Source organism: Flexivirga alba, assembly GCF_042661025.1.
Classification (GTDB): Bacteria; Actinomycetota; Actinomycetes; order Actinomycetales; family Dermatophilaceae; genus Flexivirga; species Flexivirga alba.
Genome location: NZ_JBHSWH010000001.1, coordinates 2,632,311 through 2,658,663, shown reverse-complemented (window position 1 = coordinate 2,658,663; position 26,353 = coordinate 2,632,311). Strand labels below are relative to the sequence as shown.

Below are 26,353 nucleotides of genomic sequence, written 5' to 3'. Positions count from 1 at the left end.
CCAAGGTCGACTCGGAGGTCAACCATGGAAGGCTCAGTGCAACCCGGAAGTGTCGTCGTCGGGATCGACACCTCGACGTCCTCACTCGCCGCTCTCGACTGGGCGGCCGACTACGCCAAGTCGACGCACGCGCCCGTTCACCTCGTCCACGGATTCAGCCACGACCGGCCCGATCTCGTCTTCAACATGGGTGCCGAACCCGCCCAGTTGTATGCCGCCGGCGAGCGGGTTCTCACTCGCGGCCGCAACCGAGTCCTGTTGAAGGACATGCGAATTGACGTGACAACCTCCCACCCGGACGGCTACCCCGCCGCCGCGCTGGTGCGTGCCAGCGTGCACGCACAACTGGTGGTCCTCGGCTCGCACGGCGACAGCATGCTGCACATCTCCTCGCTGGGTGAGACCGCACATCAGGTGGCCTCACACGCGAAGTGCCCGGTCGCCGTGATCCGCAAGGAGTCCGACACGGCATACGGGCGCATCACCGCGGGCGTGGACCGGTCCGCCCTCAGTCGCAAGGCGTTGGGCTGGGCGTTCGCAGAGGCGGAGCGAACCGGTGCAGACCTGCAGGTGGTCCACGTCTGGCAGCCGGACGACGCGAAGGACCCCGGACTCGGCAGCGCCGACTGGAAGTCCTACATGGCCACGGCCCGCTCGCAGATCGAGGCGTCGGTCGCCGGCCACCAGGAGCAACACCCGTCGGTGAAGGTGCTGACCGAACTCTTCGACGGCAACCCGACCCGGGAGTTGGTCAACAAGTCACACGAGAGCGACCTCGTCGTCGTCGGCGCACGTGGAATCGGTGGTTTCGAGGGGCTGAACCTCGGTCGCGTCGCCGTCGACCTCTTGTCGCACGCCTCGTCGCCCGTCCTCGTCATGCACTGACCTCTTCAGCTGGCCGAGGAGCGACGCAGGAGCGTCTCGAGGTCCGCTCAAACAGGGCCCGGCGCGGTCTCGATACACCTCCTCCGCTGCGCTCCCCCGGCACTCGACCCGCTTGAGGTTTGCTACTCGACCCGCATGAGTTCGGTCGCGCCAAGCTGGTCGAGCAGGAACGCGAATCCGAAAGCGATCTGCGCCCAGCCGTCGTAGCGACCACTGCGGCCGCCGTGCCCGGCTGCGATCTCGGTCTTGAGCAGGATCGGGCGCTCCGGGTCGGCGTCGACCGTCTCGCGCAGTTGCTGCACCCATTTGGCCGGCTCGACGTAGAAGACCCGTGTGTCGTGCAGACTGGTCGTGGCCAGGATCGCCGGATAGCGTCCAGCCCGGATGTTCTCGTAGGGCGTGTAGGACTTCATGTAGGCGTAGACCTCCGGGTCCTCGATCGGGTTGCCCCACTCCTCCCACTCACCGGCGGTCAACGGCAGCGACGGGTCGAGGATCGTGGTGAGCGCGTCGACGAACGGCACGTCGGCGTGCACCGCGGCATACAGCTCGGGAGCGAGGTTGGTGATCGCCCCCATCAGCAGCCCGCCGGCCGAAGCGCCTTCTGCGACAAGGCGATCCGGGTGCACCCAGCCGAGCTCGGACAGTGCGCGCGACACCGCGACGAAGTCGGTGAACGTGTTGCGCTTGGCGAGCAACTTGCCGTCGTCATACCACTTGCGGCCGAGTTCGCCGCCGCCGCGCACATGCGCCACGACGTAGACGACTCCGCGGTCCAGCAGCGACAGACGGGCCACGGAGAAGTACGGGTCGAAAGACATCTCGTAGGAGCCGTAGCCGTAGATGTAGCCCGGGTTGCTGCCGTCGGCCTCGACCTCGCGGCGCCGCACCACCGACGCCGGCACCCGCGCGCCGTCCTCGGCCTTGACCCAGACACGCTCCTCGACATACAGCTCCGGCTGGAAGCCAGGCACCTCGCGCGCCTTGAGCAACGCCAGCTCGCCGGTCCTGGGCGCGTAGTCGAGGACGCTGCTCGGCGTCAACCAGGACGTGAGCACCAATTGCACTGTGGCAGTGTCGTATTCGGGGTTGTTGCCCAGCCCGAGGGTGTGCAACTCCGGCTCCACGGGTATGGCGCGAGGCTCCCCCAGCGTGCCGTCCTCTCCTTTGGGCAACAGGCGCAGCGTGCGCAGCCCTTCGTGCCGCATCGACACCACCACGAAGCCGGCGAACGCGTCGACGCCGAGGATGCGGTCGCCCTCGCCACCGGTCATCACCGGCTGCCAGTGCTCACGGCCGGGCGTGGCCAGCGGCGCCTGTGCAAGGTCGAAGTCGACCCGAGAAGTGTTGTGCACCACCAGGATTCGGTCACCGTCGACTTCGATGTCGTAGTCCAGTCCGGTGACGCGGGGCTGCACCACGCGCAGCTCGCCGGTCGGCTCGGCCAGGTCCAGCAGATGCGCTTCGGTAGTCGTGCTCGAGCCAATGGTCACGATCAGCCACCGCTCGTCGCGGGACTCCCCGATCATCAGTGAGAACTGCTCGTCGTCCTCACGCACGACCAACTGGTCCCGTTCGACAGGCGTGCCGAGCTCGTGGCGCCATACCTCGTTGGCACGCCAGGCGTCGTCCCGGCGGGTGTAGAAAAGGTGGCGACCATCCCTGGACCAGACCACCCCATTGCCGATCTGGTGGACCGCATCGTCGAGCACCGCACCGGTCGCGGCGTCCCGCACCGACAGGTCGTAGATCTCGCCACCGGTCACGTCCAGGCCGATCGCGACACGAGTTCCGTCCTGACTCACGGCCAGGTCGGACAGCTCGAAGAAGTCGTGCCCGGTCGCCTCGGCGTTGCCGTCCAGCAGCACCTGCTCACCGTTGAGCGACTCACCCGGCTGCGGGTCGGGCCGGTCGGCGCCGGCGACATACGGCACCCGCACGTGCACGGCATACTGCTCGCCCTCGATGGTGCGGGAGAAGTACCACCACTCGCCCATCCGCACCGGCACCGAGAGATCAGTCTCCTGAGTGTGCGCCTTGATCTCGCCAAAGATGTTGTCCGCCAACGGTTTCAGGCGATCGGTGACCGCAGCGGTGTAGGCGTTCTCGGCCTCGAGGTGCGCAATTACCTCGGGCGACTCCTTGTCGCGCAACCATTCGTAGTTGTCGGTGACGACGTCATCGTGGAAGGTTCGCGTGGTGGGCTTGCGTCGGGCGCGCGGCGGCTGCGGGTGCGTCTGGGACGGCTGCGGAGAAGTCACCGGATCAGCCTACGAGGTACCCCCGCCGACCCCTTCGCCGAGAGGCTCACATAAGCGCCGAGAGGCTCACGACGGACGCCTGTGCGCGGCCGATTATCTGAGCCTGTCGAGGTGTTCCTGAGCCTCTCGGCGAACGGTGGTGCCGAGAGAGGGGGCCAACAACTCCAGAGTCGCCGGCTCAACTTCCGAACGCCCAAGCCACCATGAGGGGAAATTCCTCGGCCCAGAAGGGACCGCCGTGAGTGCCGACCCGCTGGTGCATCACGACGTCCGCGCCCGCATCGCGCAAGGCGTCCGCCCAACGGCTCGCGTTCTCCAGGAAGAAGGGTTCCAGAGTGCCGGCGACGAGATAGGTTCGCGGCAACGCGCTCGGCGTGACGGCCGGCGGCTGGTAGCCGGCACCCGGCGATGCGGAGAAGACGACCCCGTAGGCCTCCGGATGCCGAAGGCCCAGAGCGAGCGCGAGCTCCCCACTCGCCGACACACCGCACACCGCAGTGCGCTCGGCCGGCAGCGTGACGCGAAAGCGCGACCGCACCCACTGGCGGACGTCGTCCACGAAGAACCTCTCGTGAGCGATGAACCGTTGCTCGTCGAACGACGGCGAGTATTCACGGATACGCGCCATCTCATCCGCGTCAGCTGTCCGGTGAGCACCCACGATCATCGTCGACGGCAGATCGGCCGCCTCAAGCCGGCCGCCCCATTGCGCGATGAGCTGACCATCGCCGGCGAACACGATGGCCTCGGGCGGATCCGGTGGCACATAGACGGTTACGGGCCGCCCATCGTCGTAGTCGAAGACCTCGGTCACGAGTTCGCCCGCCATGACCTGCGAGCGCCTATCCCACCAGGCAGGCCGGGCCGAGCAGCGCCTTCAGGTCGCCGAACAACGCCGGCGACGCGGTGACCCGCAGACCGTCCTCGAGCCGAACGGTCACGGACCGCCCCGGCTGGGTCAGCTTCAGGTGCACTTCGGTCGCGCCGGGGTGCTCGCCGAGCACACCCTTGAGCCGGTGCGCCAAACCGTTGTTGGCCCGCACCAGCGGCAAGGTGAGGACCACCGGCCCGCGGATGTCGCCCTTGATCTCAGGGATCGTGAACTCCTGAGCAGACAGCGAGATCGTGTCGTCGCGCTCCATCACCCGGCCCTTGATGACGCACACCGTGTCGGGGCTGAGCATGGTGGAGACGGTCATGTAGGTCTTGGCGAAGAAGAGCACCTCAACACTGCCCTCGAGGTCCTCGACGGTCGCGATCGCCCAGAGCTCGCCGCGCTTGTTGCGCTTGAGCTGCAACCCGGTGATCAGGCCGGCGATGGTGATCATCGAGCCTTCCTTCGGCGCGTCATCACCGTGCAGCCTGGCGATCGACACGTCCGCGTGCTGCGCGAGCACGTGCTCGATGCCGAAGAGCGGGTGGTCGGAGACATACAGCCCGAGCATGTCGCGCTCGAACGCCAGCTTGGTCTGCTTGTCCCACTCCATGTCGGGGATCGGGGGCAACGCCGCCAGGCTCACGCCGTCGTCGTCACCGAACCCGGCGAAGAGGCTCTCCTGACCCTGCTCGCTCTTCTTGGCTTCGTCGGCGAGCGAGTCGACATAGGTCTCGTGTATGGCGACAAGGCCCTGCCGGGTGTGCCCGAGATCGTCGAAAGCACCTGCCTTGACAAGGGATTCGACGGTGCGCTTGTTGCAGACAGCGGTGCCGCCCTTGCGCAGGAAGTCGTCGAACGAGGAGAACTTGCCCTTGGAGTCGCGGGCGCGGACCGTCGCCTCGACGACGTTGGCGCCGACGTTGCGGACCGCACCCAGACCGAAGCGGATGTCTTCACCGACGGCGGTGAAGTCGTGCGACGACTCGTTGACCGACGGCGGCAGCACCTGGATGCCCAGCTTGCGCGTGTCGGCCAGGTAGATCGCCATCTTCGTCTTGTCGTCACCGACCGAGGTCAGCAGCGCGGCGGCGTATTCGGCCGGGTAGTTGGCCTTCAGGAACGCGGTCCACACCGACACCAGGCCGTAACCGGCGGTGTGCGACTTGTTGAACGCATACCCGGAGAACGGCAGCATGACGTCCCACAGCGCCTGGGTGGCCTCGGGTGAGAAGCCGTTTTCCGTCATACCCGAGGAGAAGTGGTCCCACTCCTTGGCCAGGATCTCCGGCTTCTTCTTACCCATGGCGCGACGCAGCAGGTCGGCGCCGCCCATGGTGTAGCCCGCGAGCTCGCGGGCGATCGCCATGATCTGCTCCTGGTAGACCAGCAGGTGGTAGGTGGTGCCGAGGATCGGCTCCAGCGCCTCCTCCAGCTCCGGATGGATCGGCGTGATCGGCTGCCGGCCGTTCTTGCGCTCGGCGTAGTTGATGTGCGCGTTGGCAGCCATCGGACCGGGCCGGTAGAGCGCGAGCACCGCCGCGATGTCCTCGAACCGGGTCGGCACCATCAGCCGCAGCAGGCTGCGCATCGCGCCACCGTCGAGCTGGAACACACCGAGCGTGTCACCGCTGGCCAGCAGCTTGTAGGTCTTCTCGTCGTCCAGCGGGATGGTCTCGGTGGTGATCGTCTCGCCGCGGTTGGCCTTGATATTGGCCAGCGCCTGATCGATGATGCCGAGGTTGCGCAACCCCAGGAAGTCCATCTTGACCAGGCCCATGTCCTCGCACTGAGGGTAGGAGAACCCGGTGATGATGGTGCCGTCCTTGTCCCGCCGGTGCATCGGGACCAGGTCAAGCAGCGGCGCCGACGACAGGATGACCGCCGCCGCGTGCACGCCGGTGCCGCGGATCTTGCCCTCCAGCCCGCGGGCGGTGTCGAAGACCTTCTTGACCTCGGGCTGCGCCTGGATCATCGCGCGGAAGTCGACGCCCTCGGTGTAGCGCGGGTGCTTCTCGTCATACGTCGCGGACAGTGGCACGCCCTTGCCCTGGACGTCCGGCGGCATCGCCTTGGAGATCTGGTCGCCGAGGCTGAACGGGAAGCCGAGGATGCGGTTGGCGTCCTTGATCGCGGCCTTCGCCTTGATGGTGGAGAAGGTGTTGACCTGTGCGGTGTAGTCGGCGCCGTACTTGCTGGTGACGTATTGCACCATCTTGTCGCGCTGGCGGTCGTCGAAGTCGAGGTCGACGTCCGGCGGGTTGATGCGCTCGGGGTTGAGGAACCGCTCGAAGAGCAGCTGGTGCTCCAACGGGTCGAGCTCGGTGATGCGGGTCAGGTAGGCGACCATCGAGCCGGTCGCCGAACCACGGCCCGGGCCGACCGGCACGCCGTTGTCGCGGGCGTATTTACAGATGTCGGCGACGACGAGGAAGTATGACGAGAAGCCCATCGGCTCGATGACCTTCATCTCGGTCTCGATCCGGTCCAGCACCTCCTGGCTCGGGTTGCCGTCGTAGCGCTCCTGCAGGCCGACCTGGATCTGCTCGCGCAGGAACGACGCTTGCGTCTGGCCCTCCGGGACGTCCGGGAACTGCGGCATCCGGTCGACATACGTGAAGACCTCGCTGTAGTCGCCGATCATCTCGGCGACCCGCAGGGTGTTGTCGCAGGCCTCCGGCAGCTCGCGGAACAGCTCGCGCATCTCGTCGGCGGACTTCAGGTAGTAGCCGCTGCCGTTGAACTTGAACCGGCCCGGGTCGTCCTTGTTCTTGCCGACGCCGATGCAGAGCAGGTCGTCGTGGCTGTCGGCCTCGCCCTCGGTGACGTAGTGGCTGTCGTTGGTCGCCAGCAGCGGTATGTCGAGCCGCTTGGCGATGTCCAAAAGGCCGGATCGCACCGATCGCTCGATGTCGAGCCCGTGGTCCATCAGCTCCAGGAAGTAGTTCTCCTTGCCGAAGATGTCCTGGTATGCCGCCGCCGCGGCGACCGCCTCGTCGAACTGGCCGAGGCGCAGCCGGGTCTGCACCTCGCCGGACGGGCAGCCGGTGGTCGCGATGATGCCCTTGCCGTGCTCGGCCAGCAGCTCGCGGTCCATGCGGGGCTTCATGTAGTAGCCCTCGAAGCTGGCCAGCGAGCTGAGCTTGAAGAGATTGCGCAGGCCCTGGGCGTCCTTGGCCCACATCGTCATGTGGGTGTAGCGGCCGCCACCGGAGACGTCCTTGCCGCCCTCGCCGTCGACGTTTGCGTCGCGCTTGCCGCCCGGCGCCCAGAACTCCTGCTGGCGCGAATGACGCGTGCTCGGCGCGACATAGGCCTCGATGCCGATGATCGGCTTGACCGGCGAATCCTTTGCGGCACCGAAGAATTCGTAGGCACCGAACATGTTGCCGTGATCGCTCATCGCGATCGCGGGCATGCCGAGTCGCTCCACCTCCTCGAACATTCGCCCGACGTTTGCGGCGCCGTCGAGCATGGAGTATTCGGTGTGCACATGCAGGTGCACGAAGTCTGCGGAAGCGGCGGGATCGGACATCGCGATGAGTCTAGATCGGGGTCCCGACAGCGACACCAGGACTCGCGCACGTGTGACGAATGTGGCTGGTGGTATGGCGGGTTGTTGCGTCATACCAGCACGCGCGCGCAACCGGCGACCGTCGCCGGTTATGTACGCATTTCGAACCCGACCGACCGCATCACGTCACGCGTCGCGGGCGATCTCCAGCGCGCGCTCGAGGTCGGCGGGGTACGGGCTCTGGAAGATGACCCACTCCCCGACCCGGGGTGGGTGAAGCCGAGCTCGGTGGCGTGCAGCCACTGCCGCGACAGACCGAGCCGCTTGGCGACGGTCGGGTCGGAGCCGTAGAGCGGGTCGCCGACGAGCGGGCGATGCAGCGCGGAAAGATGCACGCGGATTTGGTGGGTGCGGCCGGTCTCCAGATGGATCGTCAGCAGGCTCATCGACCGGAACGCCTCGAGCAGCTCGTAGTGCGTGACGCTGGCCCGGCCGGACTGCATGACGGCGAACTTGTAATCGTGGCCCGGGTGCCGACCGATCGGCGCCTCGATGGTGCCGACGACCGGATCGGGCAGACCCTGCACCAGTGCGTGGTAGGTCTTGTCGACCGTGCGGTCACGGAACGCCTGCTTCAGCACGGTATATGCGCGCTCGCTCTTGGCCACGACCATCAGCCCGCTGGTGCCGACGTCCAGCCGTTGCACGATCCCCTGGCGCTCGGCCGCGCCGGAGGTGGAGATGCGGTAGCCGGCCGCTGCCAGCCCGCTGACGACGTCCGGACCGTCCCATCCGACGCTGGGATGCGCGGCGACTCCGGCAGGCTTGTCGATCACCACGATCTCGGTGTCGTCGTGCACGATTCGCAGGCCCTCGACATGTTGCGGCTTGACCTCGGCGACCCGGGGGCCGACGCGCTCCGGCATACGGACCTCAAGCCACTGGCCGGCGCTGACGCGGTCGGACTTGCCGACGACCTTGCCGTCGAGCGTCACCTCGCCGTCGGCCGCCAGCTGGGCCGCCTGGGTGCGCGAGAAGCCGAGCACTCGGGCGATCGCGGTGTCCACCCGCTCGCCCTCGAGCCCGTCGGGTATGCCGAGAGCCTTGACGTCGCTCATACGTCGGCATCCTTCGTGGACTCGGGTGAGTCCGTCTTGTCGTCGCCGGCCCGGCGGCCGTCGATGCCGATGCCGAGGAAGGCCAGCAACGCGATGAGGCACGCGGCGGTGACCACACAGCAGTCGGCGACGTTGAAGATCGGCCAGTGCGGCAGCTCCAGGAAGTCGACCACGTGGCCCTTGCCACCACCGGGGGCCCGCACGAAACGATCGGTGAGGTTGCCCAACGCGCCGCCGATGAGCAGCCCCAGCGCACAGGCCCACGGCTTGCTGCGCAACCGGCGCGCGAAGAAGATCGTCGCCACGATCACCGCAGCGGCCACGATGGTCAAAACCCAGGTGGCGTTCGTGGCGATCGAGAAGGCCGCGCCGGGATTGTGGGTCAGGCGCAACTGCAGCAGGCTGCCGACGAGTTGCTTCGGCCGTGCCGGGTCCAGGGAATTCGACGCCCAGGCCTTGGTGGCCTGGTCGAGCCCGTAGCCGACGACAGCAACGCCGACCAGCAATGCGATCAGCTGGGCGGAAGGGCGCTTCTGCTTCGTCGGTGCAGTGTGCTGCTCGTCAGCGGACTCCTCGGAGGTCAGCGCCGCTCCTGCTTCGCCTTGCAGGTCAGGCACAGCGTCGCCCGCGGGAATGCCTGCAGCCGAAGCTTGCCGATCGCGTTGCCACAATTTTCACAAACTCCGTAGGTGCCGTCGTCGATGCGCTCGAGCGCATGCACCGATTGTTCCAGCAGGTCCCGGGAGTTCTGCGCGAGGGAGTACTCGTGCTCGCGTTCGAAGGTCTTCGCGCCTGCGTCGGCCTGGTCGTCACCGGCACCGTCGCCGCTGTCCTTGATCAGCCCTGCGATGTCGCTCTCGAAGCCATTGAGCTCGGTGGTCAGTCGCTCGACGTCGTGCTCGAGCTCCGCACGGACAGCGGCGAGTTCCTTTGACGTCCAAGGGGATTCATCGTCGCGAACCTTCAGCTTGCCAGAGGTCGCGGTCTTCTTGGCGGTGGTGGTTTTCGTGGCGGCCTTCTTCATCGGTGCCGCCTTGGTGGCGGCTGCGGTCGTCTTCTGGGTCTTGCTCGGAGTCGCCGTCGTCTTCTTGGCAACTACGGACTTGGGGGCGGCGGCCCGCTTGGCGGGCGGCGCGGCCTTCTTCGTGGTGGTGCTCTTCGTGGCGACAGTCTTCTTCACCGGCGCCTTCTTGGCGACCGACTTCTTTGTCGGTGCTGCCTTGGCGGTCGTGGCCTTCTTCACAGGCGCCTTCTTCGCAGGCGCCTTCTTCGCGGCGGCCTTCTTGGCAACCGCCGTCGGCGCCGCCTTCTTGGCCACGGCCTTCTTGGCCGCCTTGGACGCAGGCCTTTTCGCGGCGGAGCCCGATGGATCGTCGCCACGGCCGGCTGCCTTGGCGACGACGCCCGTGGCCTTGCGCAGGGCCGCGGTCACCCTTGACCGGCTCTTCGTGGCGGACGCAGAACTGGACGAGCCAGAGGCCGTCTTCTTGGCTGGCATCGCATACCTTCCTGTCGCAGCAGACCGGTTCACCCGATGGATGTGCCGGGCTCCTGCCCCCGATGTGACTGCGGGCAGGATAAGCGACACACAGCCGACATACAACGAAATTGGCGCTTGACGTCGCAATCACCGGCGAAATAGTGCAGGTGGAACGCCCAGCTCCTTGCTCGTGCGTGCCCGACCACCGAACGAAGGCAGGTGTCCGACGACCAAGTCGCCGGACACGAGTGCCTCACCCTAACGGATCGGCGCTCGTCTCCAGCGACTCGTGGTCTGGCGTGTCAGGCTGGTATCAGTTGTTGGACTTCGGCTTGTCGTCGACGGCCGTGTGGTCCAGCTGCGTGAGGTGGTCCTCGATGTAGCCGCGCAGCTTGTTGCGGTAGTCACCCTCGAAGGACCGCAGCTGGTCGATGTTGCCGCTGACCTTCTCCCGCTCGCTGTTGAGCTCGCCCAGGATTCGGTTCTTGCGGTCTTCGGCCTCGCGCACCATCTTCTCCGACTTCTCGGTGCCGGTGCGGACCAGCTCGTCGTGCTTGCTCTGGCCGGTCGACAGCAACTCGTCATGACGACTCTGCGCGGCGCTGATCAGCTCGTCGTGCTTGATGTGCGCGGAGCCGACCAGCTCGTCGCGCTTGGCGTTGGCCTCGCTGATGACCTTGTCGTGGTGCGCCTGCGCCTCGGTGACCAACCGGTCACGCTGGGCGTTGGCCTCGCCGACGACCTTGTCGTGGTGCGCCTGCGCATCGCCGATCAGGCGGTCACGCTTGGTCTCGCCCTCGTGCACGTGCTCGTCGTGCAGGCGCTGAGCCAACGCGATGACGCCGGCGGCGCCCTCGGTGGAAGCGATCGCCGCGACGTCGGCGTTGTTGACCCTGCCGTCGGTCGGCTTCAACTCGCCCGGCTTGGTCTGGGTCGGCTGGCTGGCGGCCTTCGCGGCAGCGGCCTGCTGCTCGTTGAGCCTGGCCTGGTGCTGCTCCTGCAGCTGCGCCTGCTCCTTCTTGGCCGCAGCCAGTGCGCTCTGCGCCTGGTCGAGCTCGGCCTTGGTGCGGGTCAGCTCGTCCTTGGCGGACTTGAGGTTGGCCTGCGTCGTCTTCAGCTCGCCCTGGGTCTTGTCCAGCTCGACCCGGGCAGCCTTGGCGGCCTCCGCGTCCTTGGCACTGGGCACAACCTGGGTCTTGTCCGCGTCGTCGTTGCGCCGGTTGACCGGCGTAAGGGCCGGCACTGCGGCGGCCGGGGACGAGCCCTGACCGGAATCGGCTTCGCTGCGACCGGGAACGCCCTTGGAACGACGGCAGTCCTCGAGCTTGCCGGTGACGTCCTCGTTCTCAGCGTTCAGCCGACGCAGCTCGACCACGATCTCGTCGAGGAAGTCGTCCACCTGGATCTCGTCGTAACCGCTACGACCGAAGCCCTTGGGCTTGGTGAACTCCTTCTTGACCACGTCTTCTGGCGTCAACGCCATGTGTGCACCTCAGTTAGTACTTCAGGGCGGAGAGCATGCGTGTCCAGGCGGACACGCGGCGCTCGCCGCAACAATCGGATAAATATCGTGCTCACTTTATGATACTGAGCAGCAAAGAGACAGCCAGGATCAGAATGAGGAACGCCAGGTCCAGGCGAACCTGACCGAGGCGCAGTGGCGGAACGACCCTGCGCAACGCCTTCAGCGGCGGATCCGTTGTGCTGTAAATGGTTTCGGCAACGACGAGCACAGGGCCGCGCGGCCGCCAACTACGGGCGAAGACCTGCACCCAGTCCAACACCAGCCGACCCAGCAGCAGGATGAAGAAGACATAGAGCAGCAGCGAGACCACGGTGAGGACGGCTGACATAACTCAATTGTGCGGTATGGATGGACTGCGATCGACCATCAACCCGGGACCGGACGCCGTCGGAGCGCCGATCAGCTCTGGTTGAACAGGCCTCGGCCGGTGGGACGCGCTGCCTCGGCACCGGTGGTGGAGACCTCGATGCCGTGCGGGGACAGCAGGAAGACCTTGCTGGTGACGCGCTCGATGGTGCCGTGCAGACCGAAAACCAGACCCGCGGCGAAGTCGACCAGTCGCTTGGCGTCGGTGTCGTCCATGTCGGAGAGGTTCATGATGACCGGGACGCCGCTGCGAAAGCTCTCGCCGATCTCCTTCGCCTCGTTGTAGGTGCGCGGGTGGATCGTGTTGATGCGACTCATGTCGCCGGCCTCCTGCCGATGCGGTGCCGGGGCAGCCGGCGAGGTGTGCAACTGGGTGACCGGCGCCGGCTCGCGGTGGGTCTCCTCAACGGGGTAACCGCTGTCCTGCGCCTCGTCATATTCCTCGGACCACTCACCGTTGTAATCATCGTCACGGTAATGTGGGTCGGCCTCGGCCAAGCCGAGATATTCCATCGTCGCGCGCAGCTTCCCAGCCATGGATTTGCACTCCTTCTCACCGCGAGGGGCCAGCCTCTGAGGCGTTTCGTCGGTCGCGGATGACGCTACCGGGGAGTTGGCCGAGAACCGAGGATTGCGCTGCCGACACGCAGGTGTGTCGCGCCCGCGGCCACCGCGTGTTCCAGGTCGCCGCTCATGCCTGCGGACAACCAGGTCGCGTCCGGATGATCGCCTCGTATGACGTCCGCCACAGCTGCCAACCGACCGAACGCCTCGGCCGGATCCGCGCCGAGCGGTGCCACGGCCATCACGCCGCGCAGCCGGAGCGCCGGACACCCCGCGACGTCGTCGGCGAGCGTGCGCGCGTCGTCCGGGGCGACGCCGCCGCGACCGGGAGCATCGGAAAGGTCGACCTGGACGAGCACGTCGAGCGTGCGTTCCTGGGCGAGGGCGGCCTTGTCGAGGGCGCGGGCGATCTTGGCGCGGTCGACGGACTGCACGACGTCTGCGTAACGCACGACGTGGGCGGCTTTGTTGGACTGCAGTTGCCCGATGAAGTGCACCGTGAGGTCGCGGCGGACATCGCTGGCTAGCTCCTCGAACTTCGCGCCGGCTTCCTGGTCGCGGTTCTCCCCCACGTCGGTCACGCCGAGCGCGGCGAGATGCTCCACGTCGGATGCCGGGAAAAACTTGGTGACCGCGATCAGCGTGACGTCCTCACGGTTGCGGCCGGCGGCAGTGCAGGCGCGGTCGATGCGGGCGTGCACCTCGGCGAGACTTGCGGCGAGTTCGTCGCGACGGCTTGCGTCATATGCGGGGCTCAAGGATCCACTGTTCTGGTCACGCGGGGTCCCCGCGAAGTATCGGAGGAAGCGAAGCGGGGGAGAACTTCGCGGGGTGCGTTTACGTCATACATGGGGGCTCGTGCGCTGGACGATGACTCCGGCGAACCTGCCGGAGCGGTGGTCACGCCGGTAGGAGAAGAGCCGGTCGGACTCTCGAGTGCAGCCGGGCACCCAGGTCGTGTCCACGCCGCGTGCGTGCAGTTGTGCAACGACACCGCTCGCCACGTCGATCGCGGGAGTGCCGGTCCAGCTGACGGCGCGGCTCTCCGGGGTGACCCCGGCTGCCTCCTCACGCATCTCGAGCGGGACTTCGTAGCAGCGGCCGCACACCGAAGGTCCAATGATTGCAACGGGATTGGTCGCTCCCTGCTCGCTCATCCGGTCAAGCGCGCGGTCGACGATGCGGGCCATCATGCCGGGGCGTCCGGCGTGAACGGCGCCAATGACACCCGCGGCGGGGTCGGTGAGCAGGACCGGCGTGCAGTCGGCCACGAGCACGGCGAGCGCGACGCCGGACGATGCCGTGACGATGCCGTCGCCGTCGAGATCGCGGTTGCCGTCCTCGAGTGAGAGGACCCGGTCGCTGTGCGTCTGGTGCATGAAAACCAGATCGTCGGGCGCCACGTCAACGGCGGCTGCGACCGCTGCGCGGTTGCGCGCGACGTTCGACGGGTCGTCGCCCACTTTGCCGCCAAGATTCAGCGAGGCGATCGGACCGACGGCGCTCACGCCACCATCAGTGTCGGTGAAACCCACGTCGATGGTCCGGCCGCCTGGACCGGTCAGCTGGTCACGCCACCACCACATCGGCGCCGCCCGTCTACGAGTGCTCGAACCGGCGAGTGAAACTCACTTCAGGAAGTCGGGGACGTCGAGGTCGTCCTGGCCGTCATCGAAGCTGACCTCGCGGGGCGGACGGTTGCTCGGGGTCTGCTTCACGGTGCCCGGGTTGGCCGGCGGCTGCGCCTGCTCACCCTCGCCCTGCTGGCCACCTTGCTGCGGCGGACTCGTCTGCTGACCACCCTGCTGGGGCTGACTCGCCTGCTGTCCACCCTGGGGTGCGCCCTGGTGGCCGCCCTGCTGCTGACCGGCGTTCTGCTGCTGGCCACCGGCTTGCTGGCCGCCCTGCTGCTGCGCGGCCGGAGCCTGCTGCTGCGGCTGCTCGCGGCGCGCGGGCACCGGAGCACCCTGGATCTGGCCAAGCGCACGATCGTCGGTGCGCTTGTTCGGGGTGCCGCCTTCGAAACCGGCGGCGATGACGGTGACGCGCACCTCGTCGCCGAGTGCGTCGTCGATGACCGCGCCGAAGATGATGTTGGCTTCGGGGTGCGCGGCCTCCTGCACCAGGCGGGCCGCTTCGTTGATCTCGAAGAGGCCGAGGTCACTGCCACCCTGGACCGACAACAGCACGCCTTGCGCACCGTCGATGCTGGCCTCGAGCAGCGGCGAGGAGATCGCGAACTCGGCGGCCTGCACCGCACGGTCCTCGCCCCGGGCCGAACCGATGCCCATGAGTGCAGAGCCCGCGCCCTGCATGACCGACTTGACGTCGGCGAAGTCGAGGTTGATCAGACCCGGGGTCGTGATCAGGTCGGTGATGCCCTGGACACCGGACAGCAAAACCTGGTCAGCGCTGTGGAAGGCGTCGAGCATCGAGACGTTGCGGTCGCTTATCGACAGCAGGCGGTCGTTGGGAATCACGATGAGGGTGTCGACCTCTTCGCGCAGCGCGTTGATGCCCAGGTCTGCCTGGTTGGCGCGGCGGCGACCCTCGAAGGTGAACGGACGGGTGACCACACCGATGGTCAGCGCGCCGAGGCTCTTGGCGATCTTGGCCACGACCGGTGCACCACCGGTGCCCGTGCCGCCGCCCTCGCCGGCGGTGACGAAGACCATGTCGGCGCCCTTGAGCACTTCTTCGATGTCCTCGGCATGATCCTCGGCGGCCTTCGCCCCGACCCCCGGGTCGGCGCCGGCGCCGAGACCGCGAGTCAGCTCGCGGCCGACCTCAAGCTTGACGTCAGCGTCACACATCAGGAGGGCCTGCGCGTCGGTGTTTATGGCGATGAACTCCACGCCCTTCAGACCGACCTCGATCATCCGATTGATTGCGTTGACGCCACCGCCGCCGATGCCGACGACCTTGATGACGGCCAAGTAGTTCTGCGGAGTTGCCACGAGGAACGGCCTTTCCAGCGTTAGACGATGTAAGCAAGCAAGTATGCCGACTGCGAACTCCACGCCGGAACGCGGCTGCCACACAGTCACCATGATGATGACGTTGATGGCGGCGCTGCCCTAATCGACACACCGTGCAGAGTCGACCGGCGTCTCACGCAAGCAGCATCTGCGGAATGGTACGCGTCATCCTGCACGAGCGGCGAGTATCGACCTGTACTTGACGGTGAGGCGCACCCATGGTCGCGCCAGCCCTCTCCTCCGGCGTCCGCGGCGAATTCGCGCTCGCTCATAAGGATTCGACGCGTGAACACACTGGGGAGCGGACGATGATCGACTGGATCGGCGCAGTACTCACCTGGCTCGCGGGGGCTGTGCTCGTCACGAGTGGAGTGCTGAAGTTCGGGACCGCGAAATCGTTCCAGGTGACGTTCTCACAATTCGGATTGCCCAACTGGACTTCGCAGGACCAGCGTTTCGCCCGCGCCTTTCCCTGGATCGAGTTGCTGCTGGGCCTGGGCGCCCTCCTCCCGCCGAGTCCGTGGCAGTTGATCCCCAGCGTCGGGATCCTGGCGCTCTTCGTCGGTTTCCTCGGCGTGGTCACCCGTCGTCCTGGTCAGCCGTCGACAGACTCAGGCGTCAGTCTGGCAGGGCGGCCAGGAGTCGCGGGCCGAGCGTGGTGACGTCGCCGGCGCCGGCCGTGATGACCAGGTCGCCCGGCCGGACCCGGTCGAGCACGGCCTGCAGAGCTTCGTCGAGCGACGGTGCGTAGACGACCTCTGCACCGGTGATCTCGTCGGCGACCAGAGCACCGGTCACACCCGGCACCGGCGCCTCCCGGGCCGGGTAGACGTCCAGCACCACGGCGACGTCGGCCATTGATAGCGCAGCCGCGAGACCGGCCGCGGCGTGCTGGGTACGCGAGTAGAGGTGCGGCTGGAAGGCCACGATCAGCCGGCCGCCGTCCCGCAGCCCGAGGCCGGCGCGGACGGCCGCGTCGAGCTTGTCGGGGTTGTGCGCGTAGTCGTCGATGACCCGCACTCCCCCGGCTGCACCGCGTGGCTCGAGACGGCGAGCCGAACCGGTGAACTGATCTAGTCCCGCGACCGCCTGCTCCAGTGGTATGCCGAACCCCTCGCTCATCGCGAGCGCAACGCCCGCCGCGTTCTGCAGGTTGTGCGCGCCCGGCACCTTCAGGCGCAGCGGCAGGCTCCCACCCGATGCCGGGAGAAGCGTTGCGCTCCAGTCGAATCCGGTCCCGGACTCGTCGACCAACCGCAGGTCGGCGTCGGCGGTCCGGCCGTAGGTGAGGACGCGTCGGCCCAGCTCCCGGTGCCGTGCGGCCAGGGCGGCTGCACCCGGATCGTCGGCGCAGGCAACGAGCAGTCCGCCGTCGCGGATGGTGTCGGCGAAGTCGGCATACGCCTGCTGGAGACGTTCGGACGTGCCGTAGAAGTCCAGGTGGTCGTCGCGCACGCTGGTCACGATGGCGACCTGTGGGTGGTAGACGACGAATGATCCGTCGCTTTCGTCGGCTTCGACGACGAACGAATCCCCTTGTCCGACACCGGAGTTGGCACCGATGCCGGCGATCGGAGCGCCCATCGCGAAGGACGGGTCGGCGCCCACATGTCGCAGCGCGACGACAGCCATGGCGCTGGTCGTCGTCTTGCCGTTGGCTCCGGCGACCGCGAGGGCCGCCCGACCGGCCATCAGCACGCCGAGTGCCTGCGCGCGGTGCAGCACCCGCAAGCCGCGCGCGCGAACCGCTGCCAGCTCCGGGTTGTCCACCGCGATGGCCGACGACACGACGACGATGGCGTCATCCGGGACCAGTGCACCACCTTCGGCGGTCTGGCCGACGCGCACGTCAGCACCCGCTGCACGCAACTCGTCCAGCACTGGACTGTCGTTGCGGTCAGAGCCGGACACCTGCACGCCGGCTGCCAGGAAGAGGCGCGCCACGCCCGACATACCCGACCCGCCTATTGCGAGCAGGTGCGCCGATCGTATGTCGGCGAGCGCCGGGAGCGGTGCCGAGAAGTCGAAACGGTGGTTCGTTCCGTCGGGTTCGTTCTCCGTCATCGTGAGGCTTCCTCATGTCGAATCTTGTTGGTGGGTGCGGGGTTTCGATACGGGCTCGTACATTTCGATACGCCGCTCGTCCCTCACGGCTACTCAATGCACCGCCTCGCCCTACTCAACCACCTTGGTTGACGCTCGAAACGGCCATTGACGCCTCAGCTGCACCGTCAATCGCTGTTTCGGCCGTCAATGGCGGGAAACACCGTCATCCGGCATCGCGGGCGGCTTGCTCGATCATGTCGACCAGTTTCTCGTCGGCGTCGCCGTGGCCCTGGGCGCGGGCGGCAGCGGACATCTGGGCCAGCCGCTCAGTGTCCTGGACCAGCGGAATCACCTGTCGCTGCAGGTAATCGACGGTGAAGTCGTCGTTGTCGACCAGCAGCGCGCCGCCCGCGGCGACCACGTCGGCGGCGTTGAGTCGCTGCTCGCCGTTGCCGACCGGGAGCGGCACGAACACCGCCGGCAGACCGATCGTCGAGGTCTCGCACACCATGTTGCCGCCGGACCGGGTCACGACCAGGTCGGCGGCGGCATAGGCAAGGTCCATCCGGTCGGCATACGGGAGCACGACGTATGGCGGATCGTTCGGGCCGGCAGCAGGCACGCGGACCTCTTTGCCCTTGCCGGTGACGTGCAGCACCTGCACTCCGGCCTCCCGGAACGCGGCAGCCGCAGCGGCGACCGGCTCGTTGACACGCACTGCACCGCTGGAGCCGCCGGTGACCAGCAATGTCGGCCGGTCGCCGCGCAGGCCGAAGGTGTCCAGTGCCTTCGGGCGAAGCGAGTGGCGGTCCAAGGTGGTGATCTCGCGGCGCAGCGGCATCCCGATCACCTGGGCGCCCGGCAGCTTGGTGACCGAGAACGCCGTCGCGACATGCGTGCTGAAGCGCGAGCCGAGCTTGGTCGCCAGGCCGGCGAGGGCGTTGCCGTCGTGCACCACGATCGGCAGGCCAAGCTTGCGAGCGGCCAGGAACGCCGGCGGGCTGACGTAGCCGCCGAACCCGACGACGACCTCGGCACCCACCTCATCGGCGATGTCGGCGGCGGCCTTGCGCGCGCCCAGGAACTTCATCGGGAAGCGCGCTGCGTCGGCATTGGGCCGCCGGGGGAAGGCTGCCTTGTCGATCAGGTGCAGCTCGTAGCCACGCTCGGGGACCAGCGTCTCTTCCAGTCCGCCATACGAACCGAGGACCGTGATGAGCACGTCCGGGTAGCGACGACGCAACGCGTCCGCGGTCGCCAGCAGTGGCGAGACGTGGCCGGCGGTGCCACCACCGGCCAGCAGGACAGACGTCAGCGGAGGTGCGGATGCGGTCATGGACGTATTGTGCCCGGCGCGACTAGCGACGGCCCAGCGGCAGCACTGCCAGCGTGCGCTTGACGGCGTTGGGCCGGGCCGCGAGAGCCGACTTGCAGGTCGGCTCGTTGCGAGCGAACGAGATCAAGATGCCGAGCGCGAGAAGCGTTGTCACCAGCGCCGATCCACCGGAAGACACCAACGGCAGCGGCACGCCGATGATCGGCAGAAGGCCGGTCACCGAGCCGATGTTGATCATCGCCTGGACGAGGATCCAGGCCATGACGCCCGCGGTTGCCAGCCGGACGAAGAAGTCCTTGCTGGTCACGATCAACCGGTAGCAGGCGTAACCGAGTGCGACATACAGGGCGACGACCGCGAGGGTGCCCGGCAGGCCGAGCTCCTCACCGATGATCGCGAAGATGAAGTCGTTGTGCGCCTCGGGCAGCCAGGACCACTTCTCCCGGCTCGCGCCGAGGCCGACGCCCCACCAGCCGCCGTCGGCCATCGCGTAGAGGCCGTGGACCTTCTGGTAGCAGCCCTGGGTGCTGGCGTTGATGCAGGTGCCGAGCCACGCGTCCAGCCGGCCGGTGCGGTTGCTGTTGGTCGCCACGAACGCGCCGACGACCGCCGCGACGAACGCACCGATGAAGACGAAGAGTCGCAACCGGACACCGGCGACGAAGAGCACCGCGCCGACGATCGACGCGAGCACCATGGTGGTGCCGAGGTCGTGACCGAGCAGCACCAACCCGAGCAACAACGCCGCCATCGGGAAGAGTGGGATGACCACATGCCGCCACTCGGCGAGGACCTTGCGCTTGCGGGTCAGGACCATCGCCGCCACCAGGATGATCGCGATCTTGCCGGCCTCGGACGGCTGCACGCTGAACCCGCCGACGCCGATCCAGTTGCGGTTGCCCTGCACGGTGCGGCCGATCGGCGAGAAGACCGCCATCTGCAGCAGGACGGCACCGAAGAACGCCGGCAGTGCCAGCCACTTCCAGACCCGCACCGGCACCCGGCTGGCGATCACCGCGACGACGACACCGATGGCGGCAAACATCGCTTGGTTCTTGAAGACGGTGTATGACGAACCACTCGCCGCGTATGACGTGACGCTCGACGCCGACAGGACCATCACCAGGCCGAAGAGCAGCAACATGCCGGTGGAGCCGAGCAGCAGGTAATAAGGGGCGACCGGCGACTCGAGTCGCTTCATCAGCGCCTTGGGCTGGAAGCGGGAGAGGTCGAACGGGGAATCGGTCGAGCTGGTCGAACTCATTGCAGACCCTGCACCGCCGCGGCGAAGGCATCGCCACGGGCGCCGTAGTTGTCGAACATGTCCATCGAAGCGGCAGCGGGCGCCAGCAGCACCACGTCACCGGGGCGGGCGTGCGACTGCGCAGCGCGGACTACCGTGGCCATGGCCCCAGTCTCGGTGCTGGCGATGTCGACGACCGGGACATCCGGCGCGTGTCGTCGCAACGCCTGCGCGAGCTGCTCCCGGTCGCGACCCAGCAGCACCGCTGCCCGCAGCCGTGGCGCGGCCGCCCGCACCAACTCGTCGACGTCGGCGCCCTTGAGCAGGCCGCCGGCGATCCACACGATGTGTTCGTATGCCGTGACCGAGGCCATCGCGGCATCGGTGTTGGTGGCCTTGGAGTCGTCGATGTAGACGACGTCGCCGACCCGGCCGACGCTCTGCACGCGGTGCGGCTGCGGGCGGTAGGCGCGCAACCCGGCCTGCACTCCGGCCGGTGGGACGCCGTAGGCACGCGCCAGTGCGGCCGCCGCCAGCGCGTCAGCGAGGTAGTGCGGCGCCGGCGGGACACCGTCGATGGTCAGGTCGTCGATGGTGGCGAGCTCGGCGGCGCTGCTGCGTCGGTCGTCGACGAACGCCCGGTCGGCAAGCACGTCGTCGACGACTCCGACCATCGAGATCGCCGGGGTGCCGGTGGTGAATCCGATGGCGCGACAACCCTCCACGACGTCGGCGTCCATCAGCAGTTGCTCGGTGGTCGGGTCCTGCACGTTGTAGACCGCGGCCACCTGGGTCTGCTCGAAGATCCGGCCCTTGGTGCGGCGGTATTCGTCATACGAACCGTGCCAGTCGAGGTGGTCGGGTGCGACATTCAGCAAGCACGAGGCGTATGGCGAGAGGCTTCTCGACCAATGGAGCTGGAAGCTGGACAGCTCGACCGCGAGCACCTCGAACGGCTCCGGGTGCAGCACCGCCTCCAGGATCGGGGTGCCGACATTGCCCGCAGCAACGGCGCGGATCCCGGCTGCCTGCAGGATCGACTCCAGCATGGTCACCGCGGTGGTCTTGCCGTTGGTGCCGGTGATCGTCAGCCACGGCGCAGCTCCGTCGGCGGGACGCATCCGCCAGGCCAGCTCGACCTCACCCCAGACCGGGATCCCGGCGGCGTCGGCGGCGACAAGGAACGCGTTGTGCGGTGGCACCCCCGGCGAGGTCACGACCAGCTGGGTGTCCTCCGGTGGAGCTGCCGGCACTTCGTCGCCGAAAAGCACTGTCACACCGAGCACTTCGAGGATCTGCGCCCGCTTGTCGATCGTCTCGCTACGGTCCCGGCTGACCACGGTGACGACGGCATCGCGTTGCATGAGCGCGTCCGCCGCGGCGAAGCCGGACAGCCCGAGACCGACCACCACGACCCGCAGGCCGGCCCAGTCGGCATCCCGATGGGTCAGCCCGCGCCGCCCCCCAGGTTCATAGGAAGAGGCGCCGAGCCCATGCGCGCCCCTTTCCTCGGCTCCGGTCCTCGCTCGTTCCTCGCTGCGATCCTCGCCTCGGTCGGCGCTGCTAGACACCGCCGACGACCCACTCGGCATAGAACAGACCGAGGCCACCGGCGACGCACAGCCCACAGATGATCCAGAAGCGGATGGTCACGGTGACTTCGTTCCAGCCGAGCATCTCGAAGTGGTGATGGACCGGCGCGATCCGGAAGATCCGCTTGTGCCGCAACTTGAACGACCCGACCTGCAGGATGACCGAGAGGGTCTCGATGACGAAGAGCCCACCGATGATGACGACCAGCAACTCGGTGCGGGTGGTGATCGCCAGGCCGGCGAGCGCGCCGCCGAGGGCGAGTGAGCCGGTGTCGCCCATGAAGATCTTTGCCGGCGAGGCGTTCCACCACAGGAACCCGAAGCAGGCGCCCATGACACAGGCGGCGACGACGGCGAGGTCGAGCGGGTCGCGCACGTTGTAGCACTTGGAGGAGGTGACGAACTGGCAGTTCTGGTTGAACTGCCAGACGCTGATCAGGGTGTAGGCGCCGAACACCATCACGCAGGCGCCGGTGGCCAGTCCGTCGAGGCCATCGGTGAGGTTCACGCCGTTGCTGGTGCCGGCGATCATCACGTTGGCCCAGATCACGAAGAGGATGACGCCAATGACTGAGCCGCCGGCGGCGAGGTTGAACCACGTGTCGCGCACGAACGAGATGTGGTAGCTCGCCGGGGTGATGCCGCCACGGGAGAATTTGGTGGCCAGCACGGCGAAGAGCACGGCGACCAGGGTCTGACCGATCAGCTTCTCCGCCGACCGAAGCCCGAGCGAGCGCTGCCGGGAGATCTTGATCCAGTCGTCGAGGAAACCGACCAGACCGAGGCCGACCATCAGGAAGACGACGAGCAGACCGGACGCGGTCGGGGCGTCCCAGGTGATCAGGTGCGCCAGGCCGTAACCCAGGACCGTGCCCGCGATGATCACGGCACCGCCCATCGTCGGGGTGCCGCGCTTGGTGTGGTGACTGGTCGGGCCGTCGTCGCGGACGAACTGGCCGTAACCCTTGCGGATCACGAAGTCGATGAAGGCGCGGGTCCCGACCAGACCGACGATGAGCGCCACGAGCGCTCCGATGAGGACGAGTTTCACGCGCGAGGCCCCCGACGTATGGCGGGGATCGTCGTCTTCGACGCCGCTGCTGGCCTACGCATGCGTCGATCCATCCTCAGACAAAGACCCACCTTGTTCGACAGTGATCCGATCTCCGAGGTAACGGAGCCCGGAATCCCGACTGGACTTGAAAAGTATGACGTCTCCCGGAGCCAGGAGTTGCAGCACCATCCGGTGTGCCTCCTCCACATCGGTGGCCCGCTGGACGTGGGCGCCGGCCGCCTGTGCAGCGGCCGCGATCGGCTCCGCGCCGGCACCGACGGCGACGACGACCCCGATGTCGAGCTTCGCGGCGGTCGCACCCACGTCGCGGTGCGCCTGGGCGCTGAGCTCCCCAGCTCGCGCATCTCCCCCAACACCGCGATCGTGCGGCGCCCCTGACCCATCCGCTGCAGCGCCGCCAAGGCGGCATACATCGAATCGGGGTTGGCGTTGTAGGCGTCGTTGACCAGGGTCACGCCCCGGTCCAGCTGGTGCACTTCCATCCGCCACCGGCTGACCGGCCGTGCGCCTGCGAGACCGGCGGCGATCTGCTCGGGCGGGACGCCGAGCTCCCGGGCCGCGACGGCGACCGCCAGGGCGTTGCCGATCTGGTGCTCACCGTGCAGCCCGAGTTGTACGGGCAGGAAGTCGACGCCGTCGAGCCCGGTGATGGTGAAGGAAGGGCGGTCTTGGTCGTCCACGACGACGTCGACCGCGCGGACCTGCGCGTCGTCGCCGCGGCCGACGGTGACCACCCGGGCGACACTGCGACCGGTCATCGCAGCGACACGCGGATCGTCTGCGTTGAGCACGGCCAGCCCGGAGGTCGGCAGCGCCTCGACGAGCTCGCCCTTGGTCTGCGCGATCGCCTCGACCGAGCCGAACTCACCGACGTGGGCGGTGCCGACGTTGAGCACGATGCCGATCGAGGGTGGCGCGATCCGGGTCAGGTAGGTGATGTTGCCGATGTTCGTGGCGCCCAGCTCGGCGACCAGGAATCGCGTCTCGGCGGTCACCCGACAGACCGTCAGCGGCACGCCCACCTCGGAGTTGTAGGAGCCGACCGGTGCGACGGTCTCCCCCACCGGCGCGAGCACCTGAGCCAGCAGGTCCTTGGTGGACGTCTTGCCGGAGCTGCCCGTGATGCCGACGATCCGCAGTCGTGGCGCCTTGTCGACCACGGCGCGAGCCAGGTCGGCAAATGCCTGCTGCACGTCGGCCACGACAACCGTGGAAATGCCTGGCAGTGCTCGGGATCCGAGGACTCCCACTGCGCCGGCCGCAACCGCCGACGGAGCGAAATCGTGACCGTCGGCCTGCTCCCCGACGCGGGCGACATACAGGCTGCCGGGTGCGGCCTCCCGTGAGTCGGTGACGACAGGTCCGTCGACCAGCCGGTCGTCACCGTGCAGCGTGCCCCCGGTGACTGTGGCGATGTTTTCGAGTGTGAACGCGATCATGGTCGTCTCAGGGCTTGCGACTGCTCGCGGTGTCGGTGAAGGTGAGCGGGTATGGCGCGGCCTGCTTGCCGGTCGGCGGAACGCCACCGTGCTGCAGTGCGTAACCCATCACTTTGGAGAAGACCGGCCCGGCGACGTCGCCACCGAACAGGCTGCCCCTGGTCGGGTGCTGCAGTGTCACGGCGACGATGTAACGGGGATTGTTCGCCGGCGCGAAACCGATGAACGATGCCGTCACGCCGTTGTAACGGCCCAGCTTGGGGTCGTAGCGGTCCGCGGTGCCGGTCTTGCCGGCGATGGAGTAACCGTTGACCCCGGCCGCCTTCGCGGTGCCGGTCGTGGAGATCACGCCCTCCATCATCTTGGTCAACGTGGTCGCCACCGAGGTCGGGATGACTCGCGTCGCCTTGCGGGTGTCATCGGGGGCGGTGTAATCGGTGCCGCTGCCGATGCCCTTGATCAGCTTGACCGGCTCCTTGACGCCGCCGTTGGCGACCGTCGCGAACACCGACGCCTCCTGGATCGCGGTGCTCGCCAGCCCCTGGCCGAACATCACCGTGAAGCGCTGGGTCGCGCTCCAGTCCTTGTATGGCGCCAGCACGCCCGAGGACTCGCCGGGGTAGCCGACGCCGGAGGTCTGGCCGAGGCCGAACGCGCGCATGTAGTCGTAGAGCGTGCCCTTGGGCAGCTTGCTGCCGGCGAGCATCGTGCCGATGTTGGAGGACTGCGACAGCACACCGGACAACGTGAGCTGCTCGGTGCCGTGCTTCTCCGCGTCATGGAACGTCGTGCCGGCGCGAGTCAGGGTCGGCGGCACGACCACATGCGTGGTCGGTGTCGCCTTGTGCTGGTCCAGCAGCGCCGCCATGGTGATCACCTTGCTGGTCGAACCCGGCTCGTAGGCCTGGTTGAACGGCGCGGACTGCAGCTCGCTGGACGTCGCGGAACCGACGTTGTTGTTGTCGAAGCTCGGATAGCTCGCGACGGCCTTGAGGTTCTGCTGGGTATCCATGATGACGACCTCGCCGGACAGCGAACCGGACGACTTGACGGCCTCGGCAATGGCGTTCTGGGAGTACCACTGCAAGTCGTTGTCGATGGTCAGCTTGACGTTCTGGCCGTTCTGCGCCGGAGTGTCCTGGTTGTCGCCGGTCGCGATGACGACGCCGTTGGGCGACTGCTCATAGACGTGCTGACCGGGAGTGCCGTTGAGCACCTTCTGCTTCATCTGCTCGACGCCACCGCCACCCTGACCGCTGCCGTCGACCCAACCGATCAGTGGCGCGACCGAGGTGCCCTGCGGGTAGTCACGCTGGGTGCTGGTCTCGCTGGATACGCCGGGTATGCCGAGATCGGCGATCCGGGTCCACTGGCGCGGCGTGACGTTCTTGGAGAGGTAGGTGAACTGCGACTTCTTCTTCAGCGCGGCCTGCATCGCGTCCAGGATCGGCTTGGGCTCCACGCCGATGGCGTCGGCGATGTCGATGGCAGCACCGGCCAGGCCGACCGTGACCACCTGCCCGCCGACGACCTTGCGGTAGGTCACCGTCGCCGTCGCGTCATCGACGACGTTGTAGCGGTCGACGCTCGAGGCGAGCACGACGCCATTGGAGTCGACGATCGAGCCGCGCAGCGCGGGCAGCACGGTGCGGTGCAGTCGTGAGTCGAGCGCCTGCGCGGAGACACTCTTCGCGTCCAGACCCTGGATGCGCAGCAGTTGTGCCGTGAAGAGGCTGAAGACGATCAGCGTCGCGACCAGCAGGAAGCGAGCCCGCCGCCGCGGGTGACCGACGCCGAGTGCGACCGGACGGCGGGGCGCGGCCGGCGGCGTCCCTGCTGCCCGATGGACACGCGGCGACTCGTGGCGGCTGTGCGGACTGTGTTGCTCGGCACGAGCACGGGTCGTGCGGCCCGCTGCCGCGCGTTTCTTCGGGGTGCTCCCCTTGCCGGGGGCTGCACCGGAAGCCTTGGCGCCGGATGCCCGAGCCGAGCCGCTGGAGCGCACGGAACGCGCTCCGGGGCGTCGGGACGTGGTCACTGTCTACCTCGCGATGATC

20 protein-coding genes and 2 pseudogenes are annotated in these 26,353 nt (G+C 67.5%); 2 read left to right on the top strand and 20 right to left on the bottom strand.

The window, feature by feature from the left end; translation table 11 throughout:
• Positions 1-24: 24 nt before the first annotated feature.
• The gene (locus ACFQDH_RS13050; protein ID WP_382401940.1) at positions 25-885 is read left to right on the top strand and encodes a universal stress protein; all 861 of its coding nucleotides are present in this window, start codon (positions 25-27) and stop codon (positions 883-885) included.
• Positions 886-1,007: 122 nt separating this feature from the next.
• Here ACFQDH_RS13050 and ACFQDH_RS13045 read toward each other — a convergent pair whose 3' ends face one another.
• The 12 genes and pseudogenes from ACFQDH_RS13045 to ftsZ all read right to left on the bottom strand — a co-directional run bounded on the left by ACFQDH_RS13045 (position 1,008) and on the right by ftsZ (position 15,544).
• A complete protein-coding gene (locus ACFQDH_RS13045; RefSeq protein WP_382401938.1) occupies positions 1,008-3,146 on the bottom strand; it encodes a S9 family peptidase in 2,139 nt (712 codons plus the stop codon).
• A 178-nt stretch (positions 3,147-3,324) separates the two neighbouring features.
• Positions 3,325-3,975: an alpha/beta hydrolase gene (locus ACFQDH_RS13040; protein WP_382401936.1), complete on the bottom strand. Its 651-nt coding sequence runs from the start codon at positions 3,973-3,975 to the stop codon at positions 3,325-3,327.
• Positions 3,976-3,988: 13 nt separating this feature from the next.
• A complete protein-coding gene (gene dnaE, locus ACFQDH_RS13035; RefSeq protein ID WP_382401934.1) occupies positions 3,989-7,555 on the bottom strand; it encodes a DNA polymerase III subunit alpha in 3,567 nt (1,188 codons plus the stop codon).
• A 165-nt stretch (positions 7,556-7,720) separates the two neighbouring features.
• A pseudogene (locus tag ACFQDH_RS13030) lies at positions 7,721-8,652 on the bottom strand (RluA family pseudouridine synthase).
• Positions 8,649-9,269, bottom strand: a complete 621-nt coding sequence (lspA, locus tag ACFQDH_RS13025; RefSeq protein ID WP_382401932.1) for a signal peptidase II — start codon at positions 9,267-9,269, stop codon at positions 8,649-8,651. The pseudogene ACFQDH_RS13030 and the gene lspA overlap by 4 nt, the downstream one beginning before the upstream one ends.
• The gene (locus ACFQDH_RS13020) at positions 9,233-10,150 is read right to left on the bottom strand and encodes a TraR/DksA family transcriptional regulator (protein ID WP_382401930.1); all 918 of its coding nucleotides are present in this window, start codon (positions 10,148-10,150) and stop codon (positions 9,233-9,235) included. The genes lspA and ACFQDH_RS13020 overlap by 37 nt, the downstream gene beginning before the upstream one ends.
• Before the next feature lie 295 nt (positions 10,151-10,445).
• A complete protein-coding gene (locus ACFQDH_RS13015) occupies positions 10,446-11,615 on the bottom strand; it encodes a DivIVA domain-containing protein (protein ID WP_382401926.1) in 1,170 nt (389 codons plus the stop codon).
• Positions 11,616-11,706: 91 nt separating this feature from the next.
• On the bottom strand, positions 11,707-11,985 hold the full coding sequence (locus ACFQDH_RS13010; RefSeq protein WP_382401924.1) for a YggT family protein: 279 nt from the start codon (positions 11,983-11,985) through the stop codon (positions 11,707-11,709).
• A gap of 71 nt (positions 11,986-12,056) precedes the next feature.
• On the bottom strand, positions 12,057-12,560 hold the full coding sequence (locus ACFQDH_RS13005; protein WP_382401922.1) for a cell division protein SepF: 504 nt from the start codon (positions 12,558-12,560) through the stop codon (positions 12,057-12,059).
• Positions 12,561-12,625: 65 nt separating this feature from the next.
• Complete coding sequence (locus ACFQDH_RS13000) at positions 12,626-13,345, bottom strand: YggS family pyridoxal phosphate-dependent enzyme (protein WP_382401920.1); 720 nt, start codon at positions 13,343-13,345, stop codon at positions 12,626-12,628.
• 84 nt (positions 13,346-13,429) lie between these two features.
• Positions 13,430-14,173 carry a peptidoglycan editing factor PgeF gene (gene pgeF / locus ACFQDH_RS12995; protein WP_382401918.1) on the bottom strand — a complete coding sequence of 248 codons (744 nt, stop codon included), beginning with the start codon at positions 14,171-14,173 and terminating at the stop codon, positions 13,430-13,432.
• Positions 14,174-14,215: 42 nt separating this feature from the next.
• A complete protein-coding gene (ftsZ, locus tag ACFQDH_RS12990; RefSeq protein WP_382401917.1) occupies positions 14,216-15,544 on the bottom strand; it encodes a cell division protein FtsZ in 1,329 nt (442 codons plus the stop codon).
• Positions 15,545-15,873: 329 nt separating this feature from the next.
• Between ftsZ and ACFQDH_RS12985 the strand changes: the two genes are divergently transcribed.
• Positions 15,874-16,227, top strand: coding sequence for a MauE/DoxX family redox-associated membrane protein (locus tag ACFQDH_RS12985; RefSeq protein ID WP_382401916.1), 354 nt, complete (start codon positions 15,874-15,876; stop codon positions 16,225-16,227).
• Here ACFQDH_RS12985 and murC read toward each other — a convergent pair.
• From murC to ACFQDH_RS12945, 8 genes and pseudogenes are all read right to left on the bottom strand, one after another.
• A complete protein-coding gene (murC, locus tag ACFQDH_RS12980; protein ID WP_382401915.1) occupies positions 16,184-17,629 on the bottom strand; it encodes a UDP-N-acetylmuramate--L-alanine ligase in 1,446 nt (481 codons plus the stop codon). The two genes, ACFQDH_RS12985 and murC, sit on opposite strands and share 44 nt — an antisense overlap.
• Positions 17,630-17,834: 205 nt before the next feature.
• The gene (locus ACFQDH_RS12975; protein ID WP_382401914.1) at positions 17,835-18,947 is read right to left on the bottom strand and encodes a UDP-N-acetylglucosamine--N-acetylmuramyl-(pentapeptide) pyrophosphoryl-undecaprenol N-acetylglucosamine transferase; all 1,113 of its coding nucleotides are present in this window, start codon (positions 18,945-18,947) and stop codon (positions 17,835-17,837) included.
• Positions 18,948-18,969: 22 nt separating this feature from the next.
• The gene (ftsW, locus tag ACFQDH_RS12970; RefSeq protein ID WP_382401912.1) at positions 18,970-20,211 is read right to left on the bottom strand and encodes a putative lipid II flippase FtsW; all 1,242 of its coding nucleotides are present in this window, start codon (positions 20,209-20,211) and stop codon (positions 18,970-18,972) included.
• Entirely contained in the window at positions 20,208-21,602 is a 1,395-nt protein-coding gene (murD, locus tag ACFQDH_RS12965) for a UDP-N-acetylmuramoyl-L-alanine--D-glutamate ligase (RefSeq protein ID WP_382401910.1), read from the bottom strand. Before murD ends, ftsW begins: the two co-directional genes overlap by 4 nt.
• Before the next feature lie 151 nt (positions 21,603-21,753).
• A complete protein-coding gene (gene mraY / locus ACFQDH_RS12960) occupies positions 21,754-22,833 on the bottom strand; it encodes a phospho-N-acetylmuramoyl-pentapeptide-transferase (RefSeq protein WP_382401908.1) in 1,080 nt (359 codons plus the stop codon).
• Between the two features lie 54 nt (positions 22,834-22,887).
• Positions 22,888-23,160 carry a glutamate ligase domain-containing protein gene (locus tag ACFQDH_RS12955; RefSeq protein ID WP_382404861.1) on the bottom strand — a complete coding sequence of 91 codons (273 nt, stop codon included), beginning with the start codon at positions 23,158-23,160 and terminating at the stop codon, positions 22,888-22,890.
• Between the two features lie 77 nt (positions 23,161-23,237).
• Positions 23,238-24,296, bottom strand: a pseudogene (locus tag ACFQDH_RS12950) (UDP-N-acetylmuramoyl-tripeptide--D-alanyl-D-alanine ligase); the annotation flags it as partial.
• Positions 24,297-24,303: 7 nt separating this feature from the next.
• Positions 24,304-26,334 carry a peptidoglycan D,D-transpeptidase FtsI family protein gene (locus ACFQDH_RS12945; RefSeq protein ID WP_382401906.1) on the bottom strand — a complete coding sequence of 677 codons (2,031 nt, stop codon included), beginning with the start codon at positions 26,332-26,334 and terminating at the stop codon, positions 24,304-24,306.
• Positions 26,335-26,353 lie beyond the last annotated feature (19 nt).

Bases quoted from the DNA above. Each gene is read 5' to 3' on its own strand.
- ftsW (WP_382401912.1), bottom strand. From the start codon at position 20,211: ATGAGTTCGACCAGCTCGACCGATTCCCCGTTCGACCTCTCCCGCTTC.
- ACFQDH_RS13040 (WP_382401936.1), bottom strand. From the start codon at position 3,975: ATGGCGGGCGAACTCGTGACCGAGGTCTTCGACTACGACGATGGGCGG.
- dnaE (WP_382401934.1), bottom strand. From the start codon at position 7,555: ATGTCCGATCCCGCCGCTTCCGCAGACTTCGTGCACCTGCATGTGCAC.
- ACFQDH_RS13050 (WP_382401940.1), top strand. From the start codon at position 25: ATGGAAGGCTCAGTGCAACCCGGAAGTGTCGTCGTCGGGATCGACACC.
- ACFQDH_RS13015 (WP_382401926.1), bottom strand. From the start codon at position 11,615: ATGGCGTTGACGCCAGAAGACGTGGTCAAGAAGGAGTTCACCAAGCCC.
- ACFQDH_RS13020 (WP_382401930.1), bottom strand. From the start codon at position 10,150: ATGCCAGCCAAGAAGACGGCCTCTGGCTCGTCCAGTTCTGCGTCCGCC.
- ACFQDH_RS13005 (WP_382401922.1), bottom strand. From the start codon at position 12,560: ATGGCTGGGAAGCTGCGCGCGACGATGGAATATCTCGGCTTGGCCGAG.
- ACFQDH_RS13010 (WP_382401924.1), bottom strand. From the start codon at position 11,985: ATGTCAGCCGTCCTCACCGTGGTCTCGCTGCTGCTCTATGTCTTCTTC.
- pgeF (WP_382401918.1), bottom strand. From the start codon at position 14,173: ATGTGGTGGTGGCGTGACCAGCTGACCGGTCCAGGCGGCCGGACCATC.
- ACFQDH_RS12985 (WP_382401916.1), top strand. From the start codon at position 15,874: ATGATCGACTGGATCGGCGCAGTACTCACCTGGCTCGCGGGGGCTGTG.
- ACFQDH_RS12975 (WP_382401914.1), bottom strand. From the start codon at position 18,947: ATGACCGCATCCGCACCTCCGCTGACGTCTGTCCTGCTGGCCGGTGGT.
- murC (WP_382401915.1), bottom strand. From the start codon at position 17,629: ATGACGGAGAACGAACCCGACGGAACGAACCACCGTTTCGACTTCTCG.